Here is a 24,403-nt window from a genome sequence, read left to right on the forward strand (position 1 = left end):
CATGCGAACCCGAACACGCGGCGCCGCCGCCCTGACCGCCGCGGCACTGACCGGCATCGCTCTGCTCACCACGTCCACCAGCGGAGTCGCCGCCGCCCGGCAGCGGCCCGCCTGCACCCCGTCCTGGTCCGAGGCGGCGCTGCCCGCTCCCAGCGGAGCCGGCTTCCCGACCGGCGTCGCCGCCTCGTCAACGCACAACGTCTGGTTCACCGGCACGCCGGCCGGCATGCCGTTGTTGCGCTGGGACGGCAAGACGATCGCCGCGGCCCCCCAGCAGCTTCCCGTCGTCGAGAACATCCAGCTCAACTCCACCTCGACAGCGTTGGACGCCACGGGCACCGGCTGGATGCTCACGCAGTCCTTCGGCGCCGGGAGCGAGGCCACCACCTCGTTCCAGCTGCGCGACGGCCGCTGGACGATGACGCCGAGCGCGGTCTCACCGGATCCGAAGCAGCGCGGTGTCCTGCTGTGGGACGTGGCCTCCCTGTCCGCCAGTGACGCGTGGTCGGTCGGCCGCTTCTACAAACCGGAGAAAGGCGCGGGCCCGGGCTTCGCCAAGCCCACGGGAGCGCTCATCGAGCACTGGGACGGCGCTGAATGGACGATCGTGGACAATCCACTCGACGAGGCGCCGGGTGCCGAACTCCGCGCCGTCACCGCGATCTCCCCGACCGACATCTGGGCGGTCGGCTACCGCGAGGACGGTGACGGTGACATAGCGCCGCTCACAATGCATTACGACGGGCGGAAGTGGGCCGAGACGCCCGCAGCGAGCACGTCCGCGGTGCTCACCGCGGTTTCCGCGTCCGATACCGGCGACGTGTGGGCGGTCGGCACCTTGATGGGTGGCGGGCAGGTGTCGATGCACTGGGACGGCCGCACATGGAGCCTGGTCGACGGTATCGCCGATGGCTCCCTCGCCGATCTGCGTGCCGTGTACGCCGCCGCCCCCGGCGACGTGTGGGCGGTCGGGACCGGCACGAACGGGGTCAACCAACTGCTCCACGGGAACGGCAGCACCTGGCAGGACGCCACCCCGCCCGCCATGCGCCAGTCCGGAACGGACTTCCACCTCAGCGACATCACCGGCACCGGCCCGGATGAGACGTGGGTCGTCGGCGGCTACGACGTCGGCGACGGCTCCCACCGGCCGAGGCCGCTCGCCTACCACCGGTCCTGCGGGGGGTCCTGACCATGCGACGGTTCCGTCTCCGACTGATGGCCTGCCTGTCACTGGTGTCGACGTGCGTCCTGGCCGCCGCACTGCTCACCGCCACACCCGCCCGGACCGCCTCGGCCGACCCGCTGCCGGCGCCCGCGGCCAAGCCGAAGATCGCACGCGCGGTGCTGGACAGGTTCGCCGCCGGCGCGACGTCGGACCTCTGGGTGCGGCTGGCCGCCGACACCGACCTGTCCGGCCCGGCAAAGATCAAGAACCGGAAGGCACGCGGCAACGCCGTCGTGGACGACCTGAAGGCCACGGCAACGCGGACCCAGGGTCCGGTCCGCGTGCTGCTCCGATCCGCGGGCCTGCGCAGCGAGGCGTTCTGGGCGACCAACGCGATCTACGTGAAGGGCGCTACGGAAGCCGCCGCGCGCAAGCTCGCCGCGATGCCCGAGGTGACGGAGATCCGTGCTTCGCGGACGTACAGGCTGCCCGAACCCGCGGCAGCCAAACCATCCAATATCGCGCCGAACGGCCTGGAATGGGGCATCGGCAACATCAACGCCGATGACGTCTGGGCGCAGACGGGGCGCCGCGGCGAGGACGTCGTGGTGGCCAGCATCGACACGGGTGCCCAGTACGACCACCCCGCCCTGGTGAAGCAGTACCGCGGCAACAACGGCGACGGCACGTTCACGCACGACTACAACTGGTTCGACACCTCCGGCACCTGCTCGTCCGCCGCGCCCTGCGACCGGAACGGACACGGCACCCACACGATGGGCACCATGGCCGGTGACGACGGTCAGGGCAACCAGATCGGCGTCGCCCCGGGCGTCAAGTGGATCGAGGCCAACGGCTGCGCCACCTGCTCGGACGTGGACCTGGTCAAGGCGTCCCAGTGGATGCTCGCGCCCACCGACCTGTCCGGCCGGAACCCGGACGTGTCCAGACGGCCGGACATCGTGAACAACTCCTGGGGCTCGGACGTGCCGACCGACGAGCCGCTGTTCGAGGACATCCAGGAGGCGTGGGCCGCCTCCGGCATCTTCGGGGTGTGGTCCAACGGCAACAGCGGCCCTGACTGCAAGACCTCGGGAACGCCCGGTAGCCGGACGCTGAACTACTCCGTCGGCGCGTACGACAGCGCCAACCGCATCGCCCCGTTCTCCAGCCGAGGTCCCGGCCAGGGCGGGGAGCTCAAGCCGAACATCTCCGCGCCCGGCGTGAACGTGCGCTCGGCCTTGCCCGGCGGAGCGTACGGGCTCAACAACGGTACGTCCATGGCGGCCCCGCACGTCGCCGGCGCGATCGCGCTGCTGTGGTCGACCCGTCCGGAGTACGCGCGGGACATCGCGGGAACGCGCGCGCTGCTCGATCTCTCCGCGGTCGACACGGCCGACGCCCAATGCGGCGGATCGGCCACCAACAACAACGTCTACGGCGAGGGCCGCCTCGACGCCCTCCGGCTCGTCGACGACGCGGCGGCCGGGATCGGCACGGTCACCGGTACCGTCACCGACGCCGGCACCGGTGAGCCGGTCGCGGGCGCCACCATCACCGCGACGGGCCAGACGGAGCGGACCGCCAAGACCGGCGCCGACGGCACCTACGACCTTCGCACGCTCGGCGGCGACTACACGGTCACGACGCAGGCGTTCGGGTACCGGCAGGACTCCGGCACCGTCACCGTCATCAAGAACGGCACGGCGAGTCGTGACGTGACCTTGACGCCGACCCAGCGGGTGAACGTCACCGGCAAGGTCACCGACGGGTCCGGCCACGGCTGGGGGCTCGCGGCCAAGGTCACCGCGGACGACGGCGCCGGCCACACCTGGAGCGCCGACACCGACGCCGGCACCGGTGCGTACACGCTCCCGCTGCTGCCGAACCTGGGCTACACCCTCACCTACACCGCCACCGAGAAGGGCTACACACCCGCCGCCCGGCAGCTCACCCTCGACGACACCGGCTCGACCGTCGACGTCGCACTCACCGTCACGCCGCTGTGCGAGGCCCGCGGCTACCAGGTCGATCGGGATGGCGTCACGAACACCTTCCCCAGCACGAACCGTCCGAAGGGCTGGACCGTCACCAACGAGAACCCTCGATTCCCCGGCTATGACCACAAGCCCGGCTGGGTCTTCAACAATCCCGGCGGCCGTACCAACAGCACCGGCGGCGATGGCGATTTCGCCATCGTCGATTCGCTCAAGTCCGGTGCGGGTCATGTCCAGGACACCTACCTGACCAGCCCGCAGATCGACATGACCGGACGCGAACACGCCACGCTCGAGTTCGGCAACGATCTGTCGCCCGCCACCAACTCCGTCGCAGCGGTGGACCTCAGCCTCGACGGTGGCACCACGTGGGCCAACGTCTGGATCAACAAGGGCTACCCCGGCATCCCCGGCCCGGCGCCGCAGGTGGTCGCCATCCCGCAGGCGACCGGGAAGGCGAACGTCAAGTTCCGGTTCCACTACCGGGGCCAGAACTCCGGCTGGTGGGCCGTTGACAACGCCTTCATCGGCGACCGCACCTGCACCCCCATAGCCGGATAACCGCACGGCCGACGGGCGTCGCGCCGGGGCCGAGCCGCCCCGGCGCGGCGCACCACGTCGTGCGGGGAGCCCGCCTGATCGCTGAGGTGGGCAGGAACCTCGGGCCGGGCTTTGGCGGTCCTCGCCGCACGGTCGAGGTCTCCGTCTCCGGTTGTGGCCAGTCGGCGGCGTGCATCGGCCGTCGCGGCGCCATCACCGTCCACGTCGATCCCGGCAGTCAGGTCGGGGCGGGCGATGCCGCCGATCCGCGTCCGCCGCCCCGGGCAACGGTCAGACGACGCCGATCTACGAGAATCTGGGGCTCGCATCCCGGGCCAGGTCCCTGCTCGCGCCGTCAGGGCCCGCCGCATCGAGATCGGGCCGTGTCAGGAGCAGGTCGACGGGAGCCGTGCGGCGGAAGGCTGTACGCAACCGTGCGCCGAGAGGACGACCCGAGGCCGAGCGTCATCCACTACGGCGGAACGTGCGGCACCAAGATGGGGGCGGAGATGTGTGGCCCAGGTTCGGGCAGACCTACCTGCGAGGCGAGAGGATGGCGGGATGAACGGTCTGGTGGAGTTCGTCAAGGCGCGGCTCGACGATGACGAACTGGTGGCGCAGGCGGCCCGGCTCGCATCGGCCGCGCCGTGGCGGTTGACGTCCGAGCACGGCTTCGACGGTGCCGAGCCGGTTGAGTACAAGGTCCTACGTGACAACGACGGGTTGTCAATCGCCGACGATCGCACCAACCTGACAGCCGAGGACCTGACACACATCGCCCACCATGAGCCGGCCCGCGCGCTCGCCGAGATTGAGGCCAAGCGGCGGCTGATCATCGAGCTGGACAGCTACGGCGGCCCGGAGACCACGGACGCCTATTACGTCGTCCTGCGCCACCTCGCCACCGTGTACGCCGACCACCCCGACTACCAAGACGACTGGCGGCTTTGGTGAGCATCGACCGGATGTTCACGCGGGACGCCGCCCGCATCCACAGGAAACTCGCCACGCTTACCACATGAGACATTCCCTTATTCAAGCGAACCGCAATGCACTAGCCGCGTGAGGAACTCGTCAAACGACTGCGCTACCCGCCGAGGGACGCGGTCTTCATCGATGTATGCGACGTCAGGTTCACCCTCGGAGCCACACTCGGAATAGTCAAGCATTACCGTGTCATGGCCAGCGGAAGGCGTATCACAAATCACCACACCGATTTCCGGATACTCCCACTCGGCGATCAAATGTGAACCTCCACCACCGGATGACGAGTCAATTCCCCAGGCTCCGCCGATTCCTCGAATCCCACTGATCTCGAAATGATCGTCAGCCCAGGAAGTCAAAAACGACGTTGGGTAGCAGCGATGTCGCGGGGTTCCTCCGTTTCGGAGGAATAGCACCTCCACGTAGCTCCGAGGAAGGCGCACGCCAAGGTCCTCCTCGGCTCGACAGACCATGTCCCTGTCGATCGGAGGCCCGGTATAGTAGTCGCTATCTTCGAAGAGCTCCATCATCAGAAACCTCCAGTGTGTCCGGTGTCGCCATGGATCTGCCTCTGGATGAGCTGCATAAGCCCACGATCTTGATGATAATGCCACGTATAGCCAGCTGGCGTTGAAGGCACCCCAGCTCCCTGAAAGGGTTCACCGCCTCTCTACTGCCGAGAGGTACGACTCTACGGAGCGACACTATCCGATTGATCACCGCACTCGTGATAGACGTACTGATCGATGTCGAGCGATGCCCTGGCTGTGCTCATCCAGGCCAGCAGGTCGACCCCAAGGAAGATGCCTTTCTGCTGCGGATCATCGAGGTCCCTGATCTCCTGCACGATCTCTAGAGAAACGACAGCTTCCCCGGAGTCAGCGAGTCGCCCTAGTACTGCAACGACAGGTCGTGTCATCCGCGTCTTCGGTAGTGACTCTCGCGGGCCTTCTCTTGGGCGCGTCGTCTCCATTCAGACCATCTCAGAATGTGGTCGATGGCATGGATGACACGAACTACGACACGGTTCCATAGACGGCGAACTTCATTGATGCTGAGCTGTCGAATACCTACCGGTAGGTATTTGGCACATCCCCCTTTTTGTCGGCCTTCTGGAGCCTGACAAGGAAGACTAATGCGGCCATGGACAAGGTGATGTGCCGATACCAGGCTCCATACCCACGGACCTGGTAGTGGTCGAGGCCGGTCTCATTTTTCGCCGCCTGGAAGCATTCCTCGACCGCCCATCTACTGCCGGCCACTCGCGCCAGTTCCGCCAGCGAGGTCCGCTCGTCGGCGAAGCAGATGTAGTAGGCGATCTCTTTCGGGTGTGTGAGATTCCTTCGGGCCAGGAGCCAGTGGCCTTTCCCAGCTTCTCTCCAAGGCCGTATATCGACTGCGGCCCAGTCGTACACACGTGGTCCGTGAGCACCGTCACCGCAGCTCAGCCGCTGCCAGCCATCCGGCTTCAGCTCGGCGATCAGATGGTGGGCACGTTCTTGCGCCAGCCTCATCGAAATCACCATCTGGGTTCGGGGAACGGCGACCACGTGGGCGATATCTCGTTCTTCCAGCCACATACGCAGCCGTCCCACCTGCCCGTATGCCTCATCGGCAGTGACCCATGCGAAAGGAATTCCGGAATCGATCGCCCTGGCGAGCATGGACTGGCCCAACTCGGGCTTGGTGGCGAACCCAACATCCTCTCCGACACCGGCCTGGCGGCACCGCTCACGATCCTCGGTCCAAGCTTTCGGCAGGTACAGTTCCCGATCTATCAGCGCCCGCCCGGCTGGGCTCGCATACACACAGAACACACCGACCTGACAGTTTTCGATCCGGCCTGCGGTTCCGGAATACTGGCGCGATACACCAGCCGATCTAACGCCCCTCTTCAGAAATCCGGTGTCGTCAAGTATCAGCATGCCCCGCTCGGCGTCACCGATCGCCTCGGCTACCATGGAGCGGACGTCATCACGCAGCCCATCGGTATCCCAGGCATAGAAATTCAGCAGCCGCTGAAGACGCTCCGGACCTTTCTCGCCCGACATCTCGGCAAGAGTCCACCCGTTCTTCCGCTCCAACTCGCTCAAGAGTCCACGCAGGTAGGAAGCCGCCTGACGCCGCGACTCCACCCGAGGAAAGCGATGCGCGAACACCGCCAGAAAATCAGCGAATTCCCTCGACCACGCATCGACATCGATCGTAACCACACTTCGTCGTCTATCACCCAGACACCAGTGATCACAACCTGTCGTTGCAGTACTAGCACCCACAGGGCAGCACGGTCTATCAACGTTGATAGCCGATACGCGCGGATCTCGGCGTCGGCGGTGTGGAAGTGCTTGGTCTGGTGATAGGTGGGAGCGGTCATCGGGGTGAGAGTCCGCTGGACGCCTCGGAGCCCATTGCCATCAGGATTGGGGCCGTAGCCCGTCAAGAATGATCCGGGCAATGTGTGCGGAGCGTTCGCGGCTGGTGTCCGCGTCGGCGTGGCGGATCGCGGCAAAGGCGCCGGCGACCACTGCCATCACCTCGTCGACTGTGACGTCGTGGCGCACGACGCCGGCGCGATGGGCACGATCGAGCAGATGCGCGACCTGGTGCGTGAGATCTGCTGCGACGTCCGGAGCGGCGTCGCGCAGGTCGAACTCAACGGCCGTGAGTGCGCTCTTCACCGCGGCGTTCTCCGCGCCCGAGGCCATCATCCGGGACAGCAGCGTGAACAGGGCAGCTGGATCGTCGGTGCCGGTGAGCGCTTCTCCCTCCGTTACCAGCTGTCTGATCTGGTCGATCGCGACGGCGAGGTACAGCGCTTCCTTGGCGGGAAAGTGCCGGTGGACGGTCCCGGGACCAACACCCGCGCGGCGGGCGATCTCGTCGATCGAGATGCCAAGGCCCTGTGAGGCGAACAGTTGCTGCGCGGTTCGCAGCACCTGCTCACGATTGCGGCGCGCGTCGGCCCGTGGCTCCCGGCTGTTCCCGGCGGCCGACGGCGGCTCGGCTGAAGTGTGTTCAGGCGTTCGGCTGGACATCTCATCCCTAGCTTAACCGGGGCGACGCCCCGTATGCTGCCGCGTATAACCGGGGCGACGCCCCGCTTATGCGCTCTCGTCGTTTCGCCATGACCAGGACCACCGAACACGAGGAGTCATTCCGATGAGCACACGCGAGGAAGCCAGCGCCCTGGTGCTGCGGATGCAGGAGTGCTTCAACACCCGGCAGTTCGACCAGGCCGCCGACCTGTTCACCCCCGACTACGTCAACCACCCGCTCGGCGCCACCGGGTTCGAAGCGGGCATGGAGGCCTGGCGCCAGGTCGTCGCTCAGTTCCCGGCCATGAGCATCGTCGCCGACGACATCCTGATCGACGGCGACAAAGTCGCCGTACGCTCGTCCGTCGAGGGAATGGCGGCCCCGGGCGGCAACGTCCGGCCCATGCTGATCGAGATCTTCCGCATCGACAACGGCCGGCTCGCGGAGACCTGGGGCATGACCGAGGGCCCGGACCCACGTCGCTGAGTCCGCACTGCCTCACGAGGTCGTCCGGCGGACCAGCCACTGCGCCGGTTGCGTCGACGACCTCAGACCACCACCCGAGTCTCCGCTCACGCCGGCGGAATCCGGATACCGCGATGGCCCCCGATACTGGTGGTGTCCTGGAACTGAACCGACAGCCCCTGATACGCGACGGTCACGTCCAGCGGAGTGGTGTAGGAGTTGGTCTCCGCGTGATCCTGTTTCTGCAGGTTAAGCGGTAAGTTCTTGCTGGTCGATCGTGGGGTCGGGTGTGGCGCCGTCGATGACGCGCAGGCGGACTTTGGCAGGAATTCCAGGCCCATGTAGCGGCGTGCCTCGGTCCATTCGTCGGTCTGCTCCATCAGGACGGCGCCGACCAGCCGGGTGATCGCGGCCCGGTCGGGGAAGCTGCCGACCACGTCGGTGCGGTGGCGGATCTCCTTGTTGAGACGCTCCTGGGGGTTGTTGGACCAGATCTGCCGCCACAGCTGCCGCGGGAATGCGGTGAAGGCCGGCAGGTCGGGTCTGGCCTGTTCCAGGTGCTCGGCGGCGTCAGGGTGCTTGGCCTCCAGCGATCCGACGACCCGGGCATGTTGGGCGGCGACCTCCTCGGCGGCGGGCTGGTCGAAGATGGTGCGTACCAGCGTCGCCACCCACGGCTGCGTCGACTTGGGCACCAGGTTGCGCAGCTGGTGGGTGCGGCACCGCTGCCAGCCCGCGCCCGGCAGCGTGGCGGCGATCGCCTCGACCAAACCGGCGTGGGCGTCGGAGACGACCAACTGGACGCCGGTCAGGCCGCGGGCGACCAGCCCGCGCAGGAACGCCACCCACCCGGCGCCGTCCTCAGCCGAGACCACCTCGACGCCGAGGGTCTCGCGGTGACCGTCGGCGTTCACACCGGTGGCCACCCAGCACGTGCACATTGACGATCCGGCCGCCCTCACGCACCTTCTGCGTCAGGGCGTCCACCCACACCAACGCACACGGGCCACCCTCCAGCGGCCGGTTGCGGAACGCGGCCACCTGAACGTCCAACTGAGGTGCTCGGAAGATTCGGAGCACCTCAGATCAGAATCATCTCAGCCGGCCACCAACAGCAGGAGTCGTTGATTGCTTTCAGGCAGGCGGGCGGCCCGCTATGGGGCTATTCCAGATCTTCGGCGATGCCTGAGCGGCTGGCTTGGCCTTGTCCGGGTTGTGCGAAGGCGCGGGTGCAGGGGTGCTGGCAGGCCTGGTTGATGCCCGGGAGGGGGTGGGGGGCGACAGTGGTGGCGGTGCGCACGCTGGCCAGGGCGATGAACCCTCCGAGTGCAGAGACTACGGCGGTGATGAGCATGGCGCGGGAGAAAGCGGGGCCGAGGGCTTGTCCTGGGCCGGCGTCCACCCCTGCGGCGAGTGGCAGGACCGCGACTGCGAGCAGCCCGGCCATCCGGGAGATCGCGTTGTTGGCACCGGAGGCGACCCCGACGTGCTGTTCGGCCACCGCGGCCAGCACTGTGGTCGTCAGCGGCGTCACCGTGACCGCCAGCCCGATTCCGAAGACCACCACCGCCGGCAGCACCGCACCGACGTAGTCCGCGCCGGGCACGATCCGCGACATCAAGGCCAGCCCGGCACCGGCCACCAGCGGACCGATGGTCATCGGCAGCCGAGGGCCGATGCGTTGCGCCAGTGCGCCCATCCTTGGGGAGGCCAGCAGCATGATGACGGTGGTGGGCAGGGTGGCCAGTCCAGCCGCCAGTGCGGAATACCCCAGGCTCTGTTGTAGCTGCAAGGTGAGCAGGAACAGCGCCCCGCCCATCGCCGCATATACCGCCAGGGTGGTGAGGTTGGCGCCGGTGAACTGCCGGGAGCGGAACAATCCTGGCGGCAGCAGTGGCGCTGCCACCCGCGCTTCGACCAGCGGGAACGCCGCCACCGCCGTGATCCCCACGCCGGCCGCGACGATGGTCACCGGCCGCCACCCGCGGCTGGCCCCCTCGATGAGCGCGTAGATTATCCCGGCCAGGCCGAGCGTGATCAGGGCCGCGCCGACCACATCGAACCTGCCCTGGTCTCGGCTGGCGGGATCGCGGCTTTCGGGCAGGTGACGCAGTGCCATGATCAACGCTGCTCCCGCCAGCGGCACGTTGATCCAGAACACCCACCGCCAGGAGACCGCGTCCACCAGCCAGCCCCCGATGAAGGGCCCCAGAGCCGAGGTCACTCCCGACATGCCCGCCCACAGTCCGACCGCCCGGCCCCGGTCCTGTTCGCGGATGCCGGCATCGATCAACGCCAGGCTGCCCGGCACCAGCGCGGCCGCCCCCACCCCCTGCACCAGCCGGGCGGTGATCAGTGCGTTGCCGGTGGGTGCCAGGCCGCAGGCCAAGGAGGCCACGGTGAACAGCACCAATCCGCTGGTGAACACTCGGCGCCGTCCGTAACGGTCCCCGGCCGCACCGCCTGCGAGGAGCAGCGCGCTCAAGGTCAGCAGGTAGCCGTCCAGCACCCATTGCTGCTCGGCGAGGCCACCGCCCAACTCCCGGCCGATCGTCGGCAACGCCACGTTAACGACCGTGCCGTCCAGGAACGCCATCCCCGAGCCCAGCACCGTCACCGTCAGCAGCCACCGCCCCGGCGGCGAGGCCAGTGGGACCGCCGCACCGGAGTCGACGGCAGGGCCGTGTCTGCTGCCGTCCCTGCGCCGTGCTCCGGCCATTACCGGTCCAGCCGCTGATAGGCCACATGGGTGGTCGTGGCGAGCACCCCTTTGTGCAGCAAGAAGATGCCCCGCCCGACAGCCGCCGAGACCTCGCCGAGGCCGGAGAACACCGGAGCTGGCTTGGTCTTGTGCCGCATCCTTCGCCCCCAGCGCCCGAACACGAGTCACACACTCCCCACTTGTGCCGTTCCCCGCAGCGGCCTACACCGAACCCATTTCATCCTCGGGAGGTGTGGTGGGCCCTGGAACGTGAAGAACCCTTGGTAGGGCGGGTGATCTCTCACACCCCTCCGCCCCACCGGAGGTTTCACATGCTCTTCTGCGTTCTTCGCTGCCCTTGTCGCGTTCGACGTTGCAGTACGTGACAGGGGTCGTCGGCCGTCACCGCAAGCAGACCGGCAGCAAGGGCCGGCCCCTGTCGGCGGGCATGCAGGCACTGATGACCTTGGCGTACTTGAAGAAGGGCGAGACGTTCGCGCAGTTCGGCGCTGGTTTCGGGGTCGGAACCAGCACCGCCTGGCGGTGCGTCAACGAGACGGTGACGCTGCTGTCGGCCCGATCTCCCGAACTGCTCGGGCGCTGGCCAAGGCCAGGAGGGATGGGGCGTGGGCCGCTGGCCCTTTGAGGCTGTGCTGGTCTGCCGGTGTGGTGTCGGTAAGCCAGGGCGTGCGCGGCTCAGCCCGTCAGTTGGGTCTGAGGCTTGCTGGGGGTGAGTTGTCGGCCGGTGCTGTGGAGGCGAGCGTGGGCGATGGCGGTGGGGGTGTCGGGGAAGACCAAGCCGTCGCGGTGCAGGTGTTCGGCGATGCCCAGTGCAGCCAGTACCTGATGGTGGCGGGGGTGGATACCCGACAGCAGGACGGTGATGCCGCGGTGTTCCAGGCGGGCGATGGCGTCGCCGAGGACGCCGGCGCCGGTGGCGTCCAGGGCGGAGATCCGTGACATCCGCAGGATGACCACGCGGACGTCGGCGACCTCGGTCAACTCCAGCAGGAAGCGGTGTGCGACGGCGAAGAACAGCGGGCCGTCCAGCCGGTAGGCCACGATGTGCTCGTCCAGCAGACGCCGTTCTTCGGCACTGTGGTCGCCGCCCTCTAGTGTCCTGAGTCGTTAATTCGTGTGCAGTATGCGGCGAGGGTGTCGAGGATGTCGTCGGCGGTCTTCGTCCAGACGAAGGGCTTGGGGTTCTTGTTCCACTCGTTGATCCAGCCGCGGATGTCCCGTTCGAGTTCGACGACGCTGCGGTGGGCCGAGCGGCGGAGTTTGCGGCAGGTCAGTTCGGCGAACCAGCGCTCGACGAGGTTGAGCCAGGACGCCGAGGTGGGAGTGAAGTGCAGGTGGAAGCGGGGGTGACGCAGCAGCCACTTGTTGACCGGCTCGGTCTTGTGGGTGGCGTAGTTGTCCAGGACCAGGTGGAGTTCGAGGTCCTTGGGGACGGCGGCGTCGATGACCTTCAGGAAGCGGAGGAACTCCTGGTGGCGGTGGCGGCGGTAGTGCTGGGCGATGACCGAGCCGGAGGCGATGTCCAGGGCGGCGAACAGGCTGGTCGTGCCGTGCCGGATGTAGTCATGGGTCATCTTCGCCGACGTGGTCGGCGCCATCGGCAGCACGGGCCGGGTCCGGTCCAGAGCCTGTATCTGTGACTTCTCGTCGACCGCCAGGACCAGGGCGTTCTCGGGCGGGGCGAGGTAGATGCCCACCACGTCGCGGACCTTGGTCACGAACTGCGGGTCGGTCGACAGTTTCCAGGTCTCCACAATGTGCGGCTTGAGGCCGAATGCCCGCCAGATCCGCGAGACAGCCGACTGTGACATCCCCGCCGTGCGGGCCATCGAACGCGTCGACCAGTGCGAATCACCTGCCGGTGGCGCCTGATCCAGCGTCCTGGCGACCAGGACCTCGACCTGTTCGTCGGTGATCTTCCGCGGGGCCCCCGAACGCGGTCGGTCCACCAAGCCCTCCAGCCGGTCCGCGGCGAACCGGGCCCGCCATTTGCGCACGGTCTCCCGCGAGACACCCAGATCCTGCGCGACCTGCGCGTTCGGCCGGCCCTCCGCGCACGCCAGTACGATCCTCGACCGCAACACCAGCGACTGAGACGCCGTCTGCTTACGCAACCAGCCCCGCAGCACCCTGCGTTCGTGATCGGACAACTCCAGCAACAACGGCTTCGGACCAGGCATCACCGCACCCTACAGCCGCACATGAACTTCCGACTCAGGACACTAGCCTCGACACGTCGGCGGGTGGGGAAGCCCGACCGGCAGGAGAGCGCCGTACCCTTCCGAGGGTGCGGCGCTTTTCGTCATGTCTGGTCCACGGATACCTCGCCGACGGCAGGGCGTCCCGGGGCGCTTCCCGATGGGTGCTGGTGGTGGTCGCTTGGTTTGCGGTGCGTCTCCCTGTGGGGCCATTCCTCCGAATCTGTGTGATTGAGGCGGGGGTGGTATTAGAACTTAGTTCGCTCGTCGGTCTTCGCTATCTGGCGGATCTCGTCTGCACTCATGCCCAGGTTCGCGCCGGTCAGGTCCGCGCCGCGCAGGTCCGCGTCGGTCAGGTCCGCGCCGGTCAGGTACGCGCCGGTCAGGTCCGCGCCGGTCAGGTCCGCGAGGGTCAGGTTCGCGCCGGTCAGGTCCGCGCCGGTCAGGTCCGCGCCGCTCAGGTCCGCCTCGCGCAGGTCCGCGTCGTTCAGGTTCGCTTTGCTGAAGTGGGCTTTAGGAAGGTTGATGTGGGGGGTGCGGATCTGGTGGAGGTCGAGGGGTGGAACGGGGTGGGGGTTGTTGGCCAGGGTGGTGAGTGCGGCGGCGATGTCGGTGGAGGGTTCTTCGGGGAGCTTGGCCTGCTTGATCGTGGGTGCGGGGTCGTGTTCGCGGGTGAAGCCGGCCAGCAGGGCGGTGATGGCGTCACGGTCGCGGAGGGAATCGGTCAGGAGTCGATTGAAGGCGTGGATGGCGCCGAGGCGGATGGTGGTGTCATCGTCGGCTAAGGCTTCGAGGGCCTTGGCGTATCGGTCGGTGAGCTGGCTCTCTCGGGCGACCCGCAGGTTGTCCTGGGAGTTGCGCAGGTCCTCCTGGGAGGTGCGCAAGGCCAGACCGGTGGCGACCAGGCTGCCAGCGGTGAACAGCACACCGAACAGAATGCCCAGCGAGTTGAGCCATTGATGCCGTTCGGCCCGATGCCGGTCGCGCAACTCCAGTCGCACCTCGGCGGGGAGCTGATCCAGTTCATCCTGGGTCGGCAACGTGATCCTGAGCAAGGACCGGCCTGGCCGGAGGCGGCGCCTGGTGGGTGGCGCCTGGGCGGTTTCGCCCGGCCCTTGGCCGCCGCCTTCGGTCTCAGAGTCGCTCACGGTCAGCGCCCCACAGGTCGGAGGACCGTCGCCGGGCAGGCCCGTATTCCGGGCTCGGGCACGGCGTAGTCATCGACAGAGGCTGGATCGAGCACGGCGACTCCTGGCGGGCGGAGAAAGGGGGAACTGCCGTCTTCGACGGTACCGATCTGCAAATGGAACACCCGCGGGGACGCGGGAGCTACAGGCGACCAAGTGTGGCCACAGTTCCCTATGGTCTCGATGCGCTCTGTGGGCTCAACCGCCCGCTTCCTTCCCCTTCTGGGAATGGGACGATGGCGCCTCTGCCTCGGTCTCGGCAAGCCTGAGCACCTGGGCAGCGGGCACCCGTAGAGCCGCCACGGCGGAGGGCGGGCCGTTCCGTTTTCCACAGAACGCGGTTCCAGTTCCTGTCACCGGCGCCCTGCCCACCTTGAGGCATGGACACCCTCGCGGCCTCGCCGGTAAACGCCGGGAGCGTCCCCTCTATCGTGGCGGGCATGCCTCGCGTCTGCCCGTACGGTCATCGTCTCGGCCCGCGTCGTGTGCTTGTCGGCTGGGCACCCTGTGGCTGCGCCGCTGCACGGCAGCGCCACGGCGGGCACCGCACCTACCGGTGCCGCGACTGCGAGGACGAGCACGTCACCTGGTCTGCTACGTGCCAGAGCACCTGGGCGGGAGCCACCCGGCAAGCCGACACGGCTGACTTCAGGGTGTTGGGGTCTGGCAGCGGGTTCAAGGAGAATGGCGTCCGTGCTGAGAATGCGCTCCGCAGTGACTGCTGACCGGTCCGCCGTTGCGGGCCTTGTTCGGGCTCGGTGCGCCTGGATGGAGCAGCGTGGTCTGCCGAGCTGGCGGGACGCGCTTGATGATCTGGTCGCCCAGTGCGACAACCCTGCGGGGGACGTGTGGGTGCTGGAGAGCGACGAGCGCGGTGTGGTCGGGCAGATGCTCGTCCAGGAGCAGGGCCCCCCGTGGGGCTGGACGGAGGAGGAGCGCGCCGAGCCCGCTTTGTATCTATCGGGGTCGATCACCGACCCGGCTTTGCGTGGTCGGCGGCCGGGGACGGTGATGGCGTTGTGGGCCGTCGATCGAGCCGCCCGGCTCGGGGTGCCGTGGGTACGGCGCCACTGCCACTTCGAAGGAGTGGCCCGCTACAACCAGACGCAGGGCTTCACGCTCGTGCGTCAGGAGCAGCGGACGCACACCCGCCTGTACATGATGGCGCGGCCCGCCGAGCGGCTCGACCTTCCGCCGCTGCTCAGCTCAGGAACGCCTTCACTGCCAGGTCAAGGGTGATGACCTCGACCAGCTTGGAGTGGGGTTCCTCCTGGTAGGCCTCGCGCTCCAGGGCGTCGGTCATGGTCTTCAGCCCGTCGGGGTCCAACAGTCCGGCTTCGATCAGCGGCGAGCCCTGGCGCAGGATGCGGCGCAGCAGCGGCAGCCCGTTGACCACAAGGGACTCTTGGACCAGTTCGGCGAAGCTCTCCCGCTCGGTGGGATTGCAAGCGTCATGGCTGAGCCCGAACGTGGCCAGGTGGCGGCGCTGGAGCTGCTTGAGTTCCCGCCAGAAGAACGGGAGCTGGTCGCCCAGTTCGATCAGCGCACGGTCGGTGAAGGGGTGCACCGGCCACAGCCCGGCTCGCAGTAGCGGCGGCGCGACGGTCTCTGCGGCTTGGAGGGTGATGCCGCCGGCCATGGCGGGGGGTGCGATCCCGTCGTCGCCGTACTCGATCGCGGTGCGGGCCCGGGGGCCGAGCCAGAGCAGGTCGAAGTCGTCGGCCTTGTCGGCTGCGGCCTGTGCGGATTCGGCCGAGCCGACGGCGACCATCTCGTCCCCGCCCAGGCCGGTGACCACGGTGTGTGCGCCCAGAGCGGCGATCTGGGCGTTGAGTTCGGTGAAGTGCTCGTGCATCGGCTCGTCGTAGGGGCTGACCAGTTCACCGCGGACCCTGGCGCAGTCCGGCCCGAACATGAGCAGATCGCGGGTGTCCAGGCACAGGTCGTTCGGGCCGAACGGCACGCGGTCGCGGAACTCGGCGCGGCGGCGGATCTGCTGTTGCCTGCCCGCCCCGATGACGATCAGTGTCGCGGTGTCGATCAGCCCGGGCCAGCGGCGGGCCATCCGTGTGCCGATCGAGCCAGAGTCCAGCCCGCCGGTCAGGTGGCACAGGGTGGCGTCCACTTCCAGCGGGCGGGCGTCCAGCGCGGTGTCGATACCGTCCAAGAACGCGGCCAGCACGTCGGCGCCGTCGACCAGGTCGCGGGGCTCGGCGTGCACGATCGGGTCGGGGTAGCCGATGAACAGGTCTCCGCCGAAGGTGGCGGTGGCGCGCTCGGTCAGCCGGTGGATCCCCTTGAAAGCGGTCTCAGTGCTGTAGCGGGGCCGGTAGATCAGCAACCGGGTCGCCTCTTTCGGGTTGATCCCGGTCGCGAACGGTCGCAGGTCGGCCAGGTCCCACGACCCATGCAGCACGCCGGCTTGGTGGGCCAGGAACAGCGAGGTGGAGCGGGCGGCACCGGCGGTCACCCGTACCGGCCGGTGCGCGGCGATCTCGATCAGCACATGGTCGACGGGCCACCGCTTGGCCGCGGCTGTGATCTCATCGAGTTCGGCCGCCGTGACCCGCACGGGGGCCGAGGGCGCCGCCGCCCGGCCGGGCACGCGTTCCCGGACGGTGATCGCGGTGCGGGTGCCGTCGGTGGCAGCGGCCTGTTCGACCATCGGGTGCGTGTAGGGGGTCACCTGGCTGCCATCGTCGTCGGTCACATAGGAACGTCCACTCCATGTCCACGTCGGTGAAGCGTCCGGGTTGATCCGCAGGGTGAGCACAACCATCTCCTCTCATTGCAGGGGCAAAGGGCCCGGCCCTGTCGATTGACCAGGGCCGGGCCGCGGCTCTGTGCTGCGGATCAGGTGGACGTCGTGTCGTAGGTCCTGGCCCCGTCCGACGAGCCGGCCTGCTTCTTGTAGTCGTTGCGCACCGGCGGCGTCTGAACGACGTAGCGCGCCACCCCGGCGAACAGGTGATCCACGCTCGGCGCCTCGACGCAGGGGGCCTGGAACGCCTCCAGCAGGGTGGCCGTCTTCTCGATCTCGGGTGCGGTACTGGTCACTAGCGCTGACCTCGCTCTCGGCGCGCTGCATCGGTTGGTGCCGCGGCCCCGGGCGCGCGCCAGCAAACCCGGGGCCGCGGGGTCTCATGGGCCGACGAGGCGTTCGGCCGCGATCAGCCGGTGGTCGCCGTCGGTGTCGGGCGGGACGAACAGGCGGCGGACTCGGCCGCCGGGGGCGACGCCGCGCCACCACCCGCCGGCTTCGCGCAGCAGCGTCCCGGCGATCCGGTCGTCCTGGTCGCGGAGGAAGTAGACGCCGCCGTGGCCACGTAGCTGGTACTCCGTCATCGCTGCCTCCCCAAGCACGGCCGGTGCTCCCCGGGGAGCGGGGGTGTGGAGCACCGGCCGCGCGATCCCCCCACCCGGCCGGACGGATTCCCCAGTCCGCCGGCCGGGCATCGGGTCGTGCGGTCCCCGCCTGTCGGGTCCCCGGGCTCGAACCGGGCGGGCCGGGCGGGCGACCGCACGACGTAGTGAGCGCGGTGACCGCCGCGCGCGAGTTGCCGCGTCCACGTTCATGAGCCCGCGTCCCTCGTGCGGCCGGTGGTGATCCGGCGGTTGCGGGCGACCCGGGCGGCGCTGCACGCCGCCTCCAGGTCAAGCCAGGTGGCCTGATCGATGACGAGGTCGTGGTCGACGCGATGCCAAGCCCGCCACCCGCCGCGAGGACGGTGCATCACCGTGAACTCGGGGATGACCGCGAACACGCTGGGGCGGTCGTCGCCGGCCTCGGCCGCGGTCACCACGGCCCGCCGTCCGTCCACTCCACCGCGCCTGTCTCGGCGTCCCGACGGGCCACGCCGACGACGGCCAGCGTCACGTAGTTGCCGCTCACCTCGCCGACCTGGACGCGCCGGATCCGCGCGGACGTGTCCGGGGGCGCGTCGGCAAGCGCCTCGTTGACCGCCTCGACGGCCAGGCCCTCATCGCTAGCCACGCCGGCTGCGTGGCCGGCGTCCCACGCGTACATGGTGGGTGCGTCGGTGGACAGGCGCGCGGATCTCACGAGCGGGCCCCCGTTGCGGCGGCGCGGAGAGTTCTGACGCATCGCGTCACCGCGCAGCGAGCGGACAGCGCGTCCCAGTCGGCGGCATCGTGGACCACCTCCGGATCGGCCTTCAGCACTGCCCGCCAAGAGCCGCCGTCCGGGCTTCCCGGCGTCCAGAAGACGTCGAAGTCGGGGACCATCCACGCGGGGTTGGTGACTGGGCGGTCGCTGCTCATGGCAGGACGCTAAGGCGCCCCGCAGGCCTCGAGGGACAGGATTCCTGTCCCCTTGTTACGGTCAGACCAGAAGGCCAATGCGGTCCGCAAGGTCACGGGCGTCCGCCTGCAAAGCCCCGGGCTCCTGCGCCGTCTCCAGCACTATCCGGCGGGCATACCCGTTGAAGCGGATCGTCTCCGGTGCCGCCTCGTTGGCATCACGCAGGGTGCCGAGCGCCGAACGGCGATCTCCGGCGAGCTGCCATGCGCGCGCGACCTCGATCAGGTGTCGGCCCCGGCGGGGCTTGGACGGGATCGCCGCCGCCACCGTGCGGGCGGCCTGCCGCGCGGCCTCCCCAGCCTTCCGCGACTCAACCGCGATCGTGACCGCGTGCGCGCCCATCACGACCCGACTGAAGCTCGTCATCGGCTCATAGAAGTCGACGGGGAGCGCTTTGGCGATCTCGTCCGCCTGCCCCCACCAGCGCCACGCGTCCGCAGTCCGACCGGCTCGCGCCGCCGTGTACGCCGTCTCGTGATGCAAGGCGCCCCACAGGGCCCTGAATCCCACGTTCGCGCTGTCCGCGTACGGCGCGAGCACCTCCATGCCCTCACGGTTGATCGACTCCGCAGCATCGAAATCGTTGGCATCACGGTGCGCCTGGACGGCCAGCCATACCGCGCCGGCGAAAGCGTGGGGGTCCTCGGACTCCTCGGCCGCCATGATGGACCGTTCAACGACCCGCCAAAGCAGCGCCGCGTCCGGCTGGTAGGCGACGAAGAACTGGGCGAGGTTGTAGGTGCCCGCCAGCAGGGCCAGCGCGCGCCGCCGGTCAGCGCCCTCGTACGCGCGGGCAGCGCGCTTGGCGTCCCGGATCAGGTCCGGCAGCAGCGCGCCGAGGACCGTCCGATGATCGGGTGCGGCGTGACGGGCCCGCCAAGCGGCGCCGAGCCGGGCCTGGAGGTGGTCGAGGGGGACGGGCTCGGTGTCCGTTGACACCGTGACCGCGTTGATCGCGTCGCGGACGGACGGCAGGGCCGGATGCCCGGGACCGCGGAACACGCTGGTGCCCTTGAGGTGACCGCCGACAAGGCGACCGGGGTCACGCAACTTCAACGCCTGGGCGAGGTCGAGCAGGACCGGAAGCTTGGGCTCCCCGACCTCACCGCGCTCGATGGACTTCACCCACCTGCCGGACTTCCCAACGAGCCCGCCGAGCACTTCGCGGGACATGCCCTGTCGCTCGCGGAAGAACTGGATGCGCTGCCCGACGGACAGATCCGGGTCGGCGGGATCGGTGTTAATGTCGCTCATAGGCCCTGCACCTTCCTGAGATCTCGACAATCCCAGGCTACGGCGCAGGGCCCTTTATCGTCAGGGGACGCGACGACACCCCGCCACCTCATCGGACGTGAGGGGCGGGGCGTCGGTCTCGTCTACGGGCTACTCGCCGATCTTCTTGCTGTACAGCGTGATCGTGGTGTCCGGGGACACCTTGCTTCCCGCCTTCGGTGACTGCCGGACCACGACCCAGTTCCGGTCCCACAGCAGCGCCCGCCCCTGCCCGGTCGCGTCCTCCTCGGCCAGCCCGAAGAACCCGGCCGCCTGCATGGTGTTCTGCGCGGCCTGATGATTGGCGCCGACAACGTCCGGGACCTTGATCTTCGCGGGCGGTCTGGTCGGCGCCGGCGTCGAGGGGCTCGCACTGGCGGTCGGACTCGCGGTGGACCTGGCGCTCGGCGTGGCGGTGGTCGGCTCAGCGACCACAGACTCGGCCGACCTGGAGCTTGACGCCGTCGCGGCGACGGGCGACCGTCCCGGGTCGGGCTGGCTCCCGATCCCGACCCCGACGACGCATCCGGTGAAGAGAGCCGCGATGCCGACTCCGATGGCGATGAGGGCCACGAAGGGGCCGGGGATGCCGGGGCGGCGGGGCGCTGGCTGTCGCATGGGGGGCGGTCCGTACATGGTGGTCCCGTCATCGTGGCGGAGCGGCGGGGGACGTGATGGTCGTGTGACGCACCGGGCCGCGTGGCCGTTGCCAGGGGCAGACGGCTGTCACCATCCGGTCATACTCCGCGCACACTAGGAACGCACGCACGAGACGACTCTTGAAGATCATCACGCACCAGGCACGCACAGACGCGAAAAAGGCCGCTCTCCTCTGGCAAGGAAAACGGCCTTCTACCTGCGGGTGGGCGATACTGGGTTCGAACCAGTGACCTCTTCGGTGTGAACGAAGCGCTCTCCCACTGAGCTAATCGCCCTGGCGGTCTGCCTTGCGGCGTTCCGACGTCGGAAACTCTAGCGTATGTCGGCGGGTGCTCGCGCATCGTGGGTCAAGGGGTGCCGGGGCGGCGGCGTTGCCAGATGATGAAGACCGCGGTGGCGACCAGGCTCCAGAGGAAGAGGACGACGAAGGGCAGCGCCATCTGGTGGTCTCTGAAGTAGATGGCGGTGTGCTGGGCGTTGACCGAGGCGCCGGGTGGGAGCCAGCGGCCGACGCGGCCCGGCACGGAGGGCAGGAGGGGCCAGGAGACCGCGCCGCCCGAGGACGGGTTGCCGAGCACGACCATGAGGCCCCAGGTGGGGATCATGGCCCAGCGGCCGATGAGGGTGTTGAACATCGTGAAGACCATGCCGCTGGTGAACATGGTGAGCGACAGGATGAACCAGGACTCCTTCAGCGGGAGGCGCAGGACGCCGAGGAGCCAGTCGACGATGGCGCAGATGGTGAAGCCGCCGAGGGCGGCGTAGGCGGCGGTGAAGGCGATGCGCTCGGCGGTGTTGAGGCCGCCGGCGTGGACGGTGAGGTTGACGGCGCCGATGAAGCCGATGATCACGGCGGCCAGCGAGATGTAGAAGATGGCCAGGCCCTGCGGGTCGCTGCTCTGGAGCGGTTTGATGTCGTTCACCTGGACCGGGACGCCGGCCGCGCGTCCGGCGGCGGGGGCCGCCTGGATGAGCAGGCGGGCGACCGAGGCGCCCGCCGCCGCGGCGACGTCGAGGGTCGCGCGGTCGCCGCCGAGGACGAGGACGGCGAACTCGCGCTGCTTCTCGACGGCGGCGCGGGCTTCGGCATAGGTGGCGTAGCGGTGGACGGCCAGCGAGGCGTCCAGCCCCTGGTCCATGGCCTTGACGAGCACGTCGGACCGGCCCTGGCCCGTGACCGCGATGGGGACGTGGCGGGGGGCGGGGTTGGCCAGGGTGTAGCAGTAGGAGCCCGCGAAGAGTCCCGCGGCGGCGGAGAGGATGAGGGTCAGGACGACGGCGGGGAAGTACCGCGAGTGGCGGAAGGCGGCCCAGTGCTCGGCAGGCGCACGACGGTCACGCGGATGCTCCATGGCATCACGCTATGTGATCGTTGATCAGTTCCAGAAGGTGAGGTCCTCGATGTTCCACGGCAGGTTGAAGCCGTAGATCACCAGGTAGGCGATGACGGCGGCGCCGGCCAGGATCCCGCCGAGGACGGCCAGGATGGTGTTGCGCCGCTTCTTGCGGGGGTCGAGCGCCTTCTCCTTGGCCTTCTCGGCGGCCTGCTTCGCGTGGTGCAGGGCGCGCTGGGCCCAGGCGAACTCGGTCGCCAGGATCGCCAGGCCGACGATGATGCCGAGGATTCCGGGGCCGGGGGCGACCATCATGACTAGCCCGCCGACCAGCACCGTCGCGCCGACGGTGAAGACGCCGACGCGCCAGGTGTTGTTGAGGAGCGCGTTGCGCCGGATCACCTCGCGGAAGCGCGTGAACGGGCCGGGCTCGTCCTCGGCGGCAGCCACCGGGGGGTCCTTTTCATGGTTGATCGCCACGTGATTACCCTATGTCAGACGGGGGCCGATACGGATCTTCGATCCCGATACCGACCATGGTGCCGCCCCGCCGATAGTCACACAGCGACGGGCATGCCGTCAGCCGATCGGGCCGCGAATCCCCGGCGCGCGTTCCGATTGATCCCATTTTGCCCAGGTCAGGGGCCCCTTTGGGGAACGTGAGATAGGTCACACCGGGCACGGGTCGCGGAATGTTCCCACAACTTCCCTCAGTTACGCGTCATAGATCGCGGGGACATCCGTGGGAGGGAGTGCAGTTTCCCACCCGAGCGCCCGCGCGTCAGCGGGACCGACGTCTGAAGGATTGCTCATGAACAGCAGCACCACCGTCTCAGCCGAGCTGGGCCTTCGCCTCGTCGTCCCCGACCGCACGACCGTCCCCCTGCTCGCCGGGCTGGAGTACGTGGCGGACGACCCGTACGCCATCCGGATGGCGTTCTACGTCGGCGACGACGAGCCGGTGGAGTGGATCTTCGCTCGCGAGCTTCTCACCGTCGGCATCGTGCGCAAGGTCGGGGACGGGGACGTGGAGGTCTGGCCCGCATCCCCCGACGACGACAGCACGCTCAACATCGCGCTGTCGTCCCCGTTCGGCGACGCCCTGTTCGAGGTGCCGCTCTCCCCGCTGGCCGATTTCCTGCACCGGACCTACCAGGCCGTCCCGGCCGGGCAGGAGCCGGACTTCATCGACATCGACTCCGAGCTGGAGAACCTGCTCTGGCCGTCCTGAGCGCCGTCCCGGCCACGCCGGACGGGGGCGGGGCCGGTCAGCCGCCCAGCCTGGCGATGTGGCGCATCTTGTTCGTCGCGTCGAGCGCGGCCACCTTGTAGGACTCGGCCAACGTCGGATAGTTGAACACCGCGTCGACCAGGTAGTCGACCGTCCCCCCGAGGTCCATCACGGCCTGCCCGATGTGCACCAGCTCGGTGGCCCCGGTGCCGAAGACGTGCACGCCGAGCAGCGACCGGTCCTCGGACGAGACCAGCAGCTTGAGCATCCCGTACGAGTCGCCGATGATCTGACCGCGGGCCAGCTCGCGGTAGCGGGAGACGCCGACCTCGAACGGCACCTTGGCCTCGGTGAGCTCGTCCTCGGTCCGTCCCACGAAGCTGATCTCGGGGATGGTGTAGATCCCGATCGGCTGGACCTTGTGGATCTCCGAGACCGGCTCGCCGCAGGCGTGGTGCGCCGCCAGCCGGCCCTGCTCCATCGAGGTCGCGGCCAGCGACGGGAACCCGATCACGTCGCCCACCGCGTACACGTGCGGAACCTCGGTGCGGTAGTTCTCGTCGACCTTGATCCGGCCGCGGTGGTCGGCGGTGAGCCCGGCGGCGTCCAGGTCGAGGCCGTCGGTCACGCCCTGCCGGCCGGCCGAGTACATCACGGTGTCGGCGGGGATCCGCTTGCCGCTCTCCAGCACGGTGAGCGCGCCGTGCGCCGTCCGCTCGACCGAGGCGACGGTCTCGCGGAACCTGAAGGTGACCGCCAGGTCGCGCAGGTGGTACTTCAGCGCCTCGATGATCTCCAGGTCGCAGAAGTCGAGCATCCGGTCGCGCCGCTCGACCACGGTGACCCTGGTGCCGAGCGCGGCGAACATCGAGGCGTACTCGATGCCGATCACCCCCGCGCCGACCACGACCATCGTCTCGGGGATCCGCTCCATGTTGATGATCCCGTCGGAGTCGATCACCGTGCGGTCGTCGAACTCCACGGTGTCCGGACGGGCCGGGCGGGTCCCGGTCGCGATGACGATCCGGTCGGCGGTGACCTTCCGCTCGCGCTCCCCGCCCCCGCTCACGCCGACGGCGTCGGGCTCCAGGAACCGTCCCATCCCGGGCAGCACGGTGACGTGGTTGCGGGCGAGCTGGCTGCGGATCACGTCGACCTCGCGGCCGATCACGTGCTGGGTGCGGATGCCGAGGTCGGCGACCGTGATGTCCTGCTTGACCCGGTAGCTCTGCCCGTACAGTTCGCGCTGGTTGAGCCCACTCAGGTCATGATGATCAGACACACCCTG

27 protein-coding genes, 1 tRNA gene and 2 pseudogenes are annotated in these 24,403 nt (G+C 68.6%); 7 read left to right on the forward strand and 23 right to left on the reverse strand.

The window, feature by feature from the left end; all coding sequences use genetic code 11:
* The first annotated feature begins 1 nt into the window (after nucleotide 1).
* The 3 genes from OHA34_RS07175 to OHA34_RS07185 all read left to right on the forward strand — a co-directional run bounded on the left by OHA34_RS07175 (nucleotide 2) and on the right by OHA34_RS07185 (nucleotide 4,659).
* Entirely contained in the window at nucleotides 2-1,192 is a 1,191-nt protein-coding gene (locus OHA34_RS07175) for a hypothetical protein (protein WP_285940326.1), read from the forward strand.
* A 2-nt stretch (nucleotides 1,193-1,194) separates the two neighbouring features.
* Nucleotides 1,195-3,726, forward strand: coding sequence for a S8 family serine peptidase (locus tag OHA34_RS07180; protein ID WP_329521053.1), 2,532 nt, complete (start codon nucleotides 1,195-1,197; stop codon nucleotides 3,724-3,726).
* Between the two features lie 540 nt (nucleotides 3,727-4,266).
* A complete protein-coding gene (locus OHA34_RS07185) occupies nucleotides 4,267-4,659 on the forward strand; it encodes a DUF6221 family protein (RefSeq protein ID WP_285940329.1) in 393 nt (130 codons plus the stop codon).
* Nucleotides 4,660-4,736: 77 nt separating this feature from the next.
* On the opposite strand, the gene OHA34_RS38435 is transcribed toward OHA34_RS07185, so the two are convergent.
* From OHA34_RS38435 to OHA34_RS07200, 5 genes are all read right to left on the reverse strand, one after another.
* Nucleotides 4,737-5,219: an SMI1/KNR4 family protein gene (locus OHA34_RS38435; protein WP_443029619.1), complete on the reverse strand. Its 483-nt coding sequence runs from the start codon at nucleotides 5,217-5,219 to the stop codon at nucleotides 4,737-4,739.
* Nucleotides 5,219-5,329, reverse strand: coding sequence for an HNH endonuclease (locus OHA34_RS38440; protein WP_443029620.1), 111 nt, complete (start codon nucleotides 5,327-5,329; stop codon nucleotides 5,219-5,221). Before OHA34_RS38440 ends, OHA34_RS38435 begins: the two co-directional genes overlap by 1 nt.
* Before the next feature lie 51 nt (nucleotides 5,330-5,380).
* Nucleotides 5,381-5,536 (reverse strand): hypothetical protein, encoded by a 156-nt coding sequence (locus tag OHA34_RS07190; RefSeq protein ID WP_329521054.1) that lies wholly within the window; start codon nucleotides 5,534-5,536, stop codon nucleotides 5,381-5,383.
* A 223-nt stretch (nucleotides 5,537-5,759) separates the two neighbouring features.
* Nucleotides 5,760-6,893, reverse strand: a complete 1,134-nt coding sequence (locus OHA34_RS07195; RefSeq protein ID WP_443029647.1) for an IS701 family transposase — start codon at nucleotides 6,891-6,893, stop codon at nucleotides 5,760-5,762.
* A 210-nt stretch (nucleotides 6,894-7,103) separates the two neighbouring features.
* Entirely contained in the window at nucleotides 7,104-7,724 is a 621-nt protein-coding gene (locus OHA34_RS07200; protein ID WP_329521055.1) for a TetR/AcrR family transcriptional regulator, read from the reverse strand.
* A gap of 124 nt (nucleotides 7,725-7,848) precedes the next feature.
* Here OHA34_RS07200 and OHA34_RS07205 point away from each other — a divergent pair, with 124 nt between their 5' ends.
* Nucleotides 7,849-8,211, forward strand: coding sequence for an ester cyclase (locus OHA34_RS07205; protein WP_329521056.1), 363 nt, complete (start codon nucleotides 7,849-7,851; stop codon nucleotides 8,209-8,211).
* 296 nt (nucleotides 8,212-8,507) lie between these two features.
* Here OHA34_RS07205 and OHA34_RS07210 read toward each other — a convergent pair.
* The 3 genes and pseudogenes from OHA34_RS07210 to OHA34_RS07220 all read right to left on the reverse strand — a co-directional run.
* Nucleotides 8,508-9,276 (reverse strand): annotated as a pseudogene (locus OHA34_RS07210) (IS256 family transposase); the annotation flags it as partial.
* Nucleotides 9,277-9,352: 76 nt separating this feature from the next.
* Complete coding sequence (locus OHA34_RS07215; protein ID WP_329521057.1) at nucleotides 9,353-10,807, reverse strand: DHA2 family efflux MFS transporter permease subunit; 1,455 nt, start codon at nucleotides 10,805-10,807, stop codon at nucleotides 9,353-9,355.
* A 101-nt stretch (nucleotides 10,808-10,908) separates the two neighbouring features.
* Entirely contained in the window at nucleotides 10,909-11,049 is a 141-nt protein-coding gene (locus tag OHA34_RS07220) for a hypothetical protein (protein WP_329521058.1), read from the reverse strand.
* A gap of 182 nt (nucleotides 11,050-11,231) precedes the next feature.
* Between OHA34_RS07220 and OHA34_RS07225 the strand changes: the two are divergent.
* Nucleotides 11,232-11,515 (forward strand): annotated as a pseudogene (locus tag OHA34_RS07225) (helix-turn-helix domain-containing protein); the annotation flags it as partial.
* 72 nt (nucleotides 11,516-11,587) lie between these two features.
* On the opposite strand, the gene OHA34_RS07230 reads toward OHA34_RS07225, so the two are convergent.
* The 3 genes from OHA34_RS07230 to OHA34_RS07240 form a co-directional block, all read right to left on the reverse strand.
* On the reverse strand, nucleotides 11,588-11,953 hold the full coding sequence (locus OHA34_RS07230) for an STAS domain-containing protein (RefSeq protein ID WP_443029621.1): 366 nt from the start codon (nucleotides 11,951-11,953) through the stop codon (nucleotides 11,588-11,590).
* A 50-nt stretch (nucleotides 11,954-12,003) separates the two neighbouring features.
* Nucleotides 12,004-13,092 (reverse strand): IS630 family transposase, encoded by a 1,089-nt coding sequence (locus OHA34_RS07235; protein WP_329521059.1) that lies wholly within the window; start codon nucleotides 13,090-13,092, stop codon nucleotides 12,004-12,006.
* A gap of 266 nt (nucleotides 13,093-13,358) precedes the next feature.
* A complete protein-coding gene (locus OHA34_RS07240) occupies nucleotides 13,359-14,150 on the reverse strand; it encodes a pentapeptide repeat-containing protein (RefSeq protein WP_329521060.1) in 792 nt (263 codons plus the stop codon).
* Nucleotides 14,151-15,065: 915 nt separating this feature from the next.
* Here OHA34_RS07240 and OHA34_RS07245 point away from each other — a divergent pair.
* On the forward strand, nucleotides 15,066-15,536 hold the full coding sequence (locus OHA34_RS07245; protein ID WP_329521061.1) for a GNAT family N-acetyltransferase: 471 nt from the start codon (nucleotides 15,066-15,068) through the stop codon (nucleotides 15,534-15,536).
* Here OHA34_RS07245 and OHA34_RS07250 read toward each other — a convergent pair.
* The 11 genes from OHA34_RS07250 to OHA34_RS07300 all read right to left on the reverse strand — a co-directional run bounded on the left by OHA34_RS07250 (nucleotide 15,499) and on the right by OHA34_RS07300 (nucleotide 22,334).
* Nucleotides 15,499-17,007 carry an asparagine synthase gene (locus tag OHA34_RS07250; protein ID WP_329521062.1) on the reverse strand — a complete coding sequence of 503 codons (1,509 nt, stop codon included), beginning with the start codon at nucleotides 17,005-17,007 and terminating at the stop codon, nucleotides 15,499-15,501. The genes OHA34_RS07245 and OHA34_RS07250 overlap by 38 nt on opposite strands.
* A gap of 143 nt (nucleotides 17,008-17,150) precedes the next feature.
* Nucleotides 17,151-17,354: a hypothetical protein gene (locus OHA34_RS07255; RefSeq protein ID WP_329521063.1), complete on the reverse strand. Its 204-nt coding sequence runs from the start codon at nucleotides 17,352-17,354 to the stop codon at nucleotides 17,151-17,153.
* A gap of 84 nt (nucleotides 17,355-17,438) precedes the next feature.
* Nucleotides 17,439-17,642: a hypothetical protein gene (locus OHA34_RS07260; RefSeq protein WP_329521064.1), complete on the reverse strand. Its 204-nt coding sequence runs from the start codon at nucleotides 17,640-17,642 to the stop codon at nucleotides 17,439-17,441.
* 227 nt (nucleotides 17,643-17,869) lie between these two features.
* Nucleotides 17,870-18,097 (reverse strand): hypothetical protein, encoded by a 228-nt coding sequence (locus OHA34_RS07265; RefSeq protein ID WP_329521065.1) that lies wholly within the window; start codon nucleotides 18,095-18,097, stop codon nucleotides 17,870-17,872.
* Nucleotides 18,094-18,291, reverse strand: a complete 198-nt coding sequence (locus tag OHA34_RS07270) for a hypothetical protein (RefSeq protein ID WP_329521066.1) — start codon at nucleotides 18,289-18,291, stop codon at nucleotides 18,094-18,096. Before OHA34_RS07270 ends, OHA34_RS07265 begins: the two co-directional genes overlap by 4 nt.
* A gap of 65 nt (nucleotides 18,292-18,356) precedes the next feature.
* Nucleotides 18,357-18,578 carry a hypothetical protein gene (locus OHA34_RS07275; RefSeq protein WP_329521067.1) on the reverse strand — a complete coding sequence of 74 codons (222 nt, stop codon included), beginning with the start codon at nucleotides 18,576-18,578 and terminating at the stop codon, nucleotides 18,357-18,359.
* Nucleotides 18,579-18,639: 61 nt separating this feature from the next.
* Entirely contained in the window at nucleotides 18,640-19,872 is a 1,233-nt protein-coding gene (locus OHA34_RS07280) for a helix-turn-helix domain-containing protein (RefSeq protein WP_329521068.1), read from the reverse strand.
* A 129-nt stretch (nucleotides 19,873-20,001) separates the two neighbouring features.
* On the reverse strand, nucleotides 20,002-20,508 hold the full coding sequence (locus tag OHA34_RS07285; RefSeq protein WP_329521069.1) for a PASTA domain-containing protein: 507 nt from the start codon (nucleotides 20,506-20,508) through the stop codon (nucleotides 20,002-20,004).
* 245 nt (nucleotides 20,509-20,753) lie between these two features.
* Nucleotides 20,754-20,825: transfer RNA gene (locus OHA34_RS07290), tRNA-Val, on the reverse strand.
* A 72-nt stretch (nucleotides 20,826-20,897) separates the two neighbouring features.
* Nucleotides 20,898-21,902 (reverse strand): ABC transporter permease, encoded by a 1,005-nt coding sequence (locus OHA34_RS07295; RefSeq protein WP_329521070.1) that lies wholly within the window; start codon nucleotides 21,900-21,902, stop codon nucleotides 20,898-20,900.
* A gap of 24 nt (nucleotides 21,903-21,926) precedes the next feature.
* Complete coding sequence (locus OHA34_RS07300) at nucleotides 21,927-22,334, reverse strand: PGPGW domain-containing protein (RefSeq protein WP_285940354.1); 408 nt, start codon at nucleotides 22,332-22,334, stop codon at nucleotides 21,927-21,929.
* A 361-nt stretch (nucleotides 22,335-22,695) separates the two neighbouring features.
* Here OHA34_RS07300 and OHA34_RS07305 point away from each other — a divergent pair, with 361 nt between their 5' ends.
* Nucleotides 22,696-23,115, forward strand: a complete 420-nt coding sequence (locus OHA34_RS07305) for an SsgA family sporulation/cell division regulator (protein ID WP_285940355.1) — start codon at nucleotides 22,696-22,698, stop codon at nucleotides 23,113-23,115.
* 37 nt (nucleotides 23,116-23,152) lie between these two features.
* On the opposite strand, the gene sthA is transcribed toward OHA34_RS07305, so the two are convergent.
* Entirely contained in the window at nucleotides 23,153-24,397 is a 1,245-nt protein-coding gene (gene sthA, locus OHA34_RS07310; RefSeq protein ID WP_329521071.1) for a Si-specific NAD(P)(+) transhydrogenase, read from the reverse strand.
* Nucleotides 24,398-24,403 lie beyond the last annotated feature (6 nt).

It is taken from the genome of Spirillospora sp. NBC_01491, from assembly GCF_036227065.1.
Classification (GTDB): Bacteria; Actinomycetota; Actinomycetes; order Streptosporangiales; family Streptosporangiaceae; genus Spirillospora; species Spirillospora xylanilytica.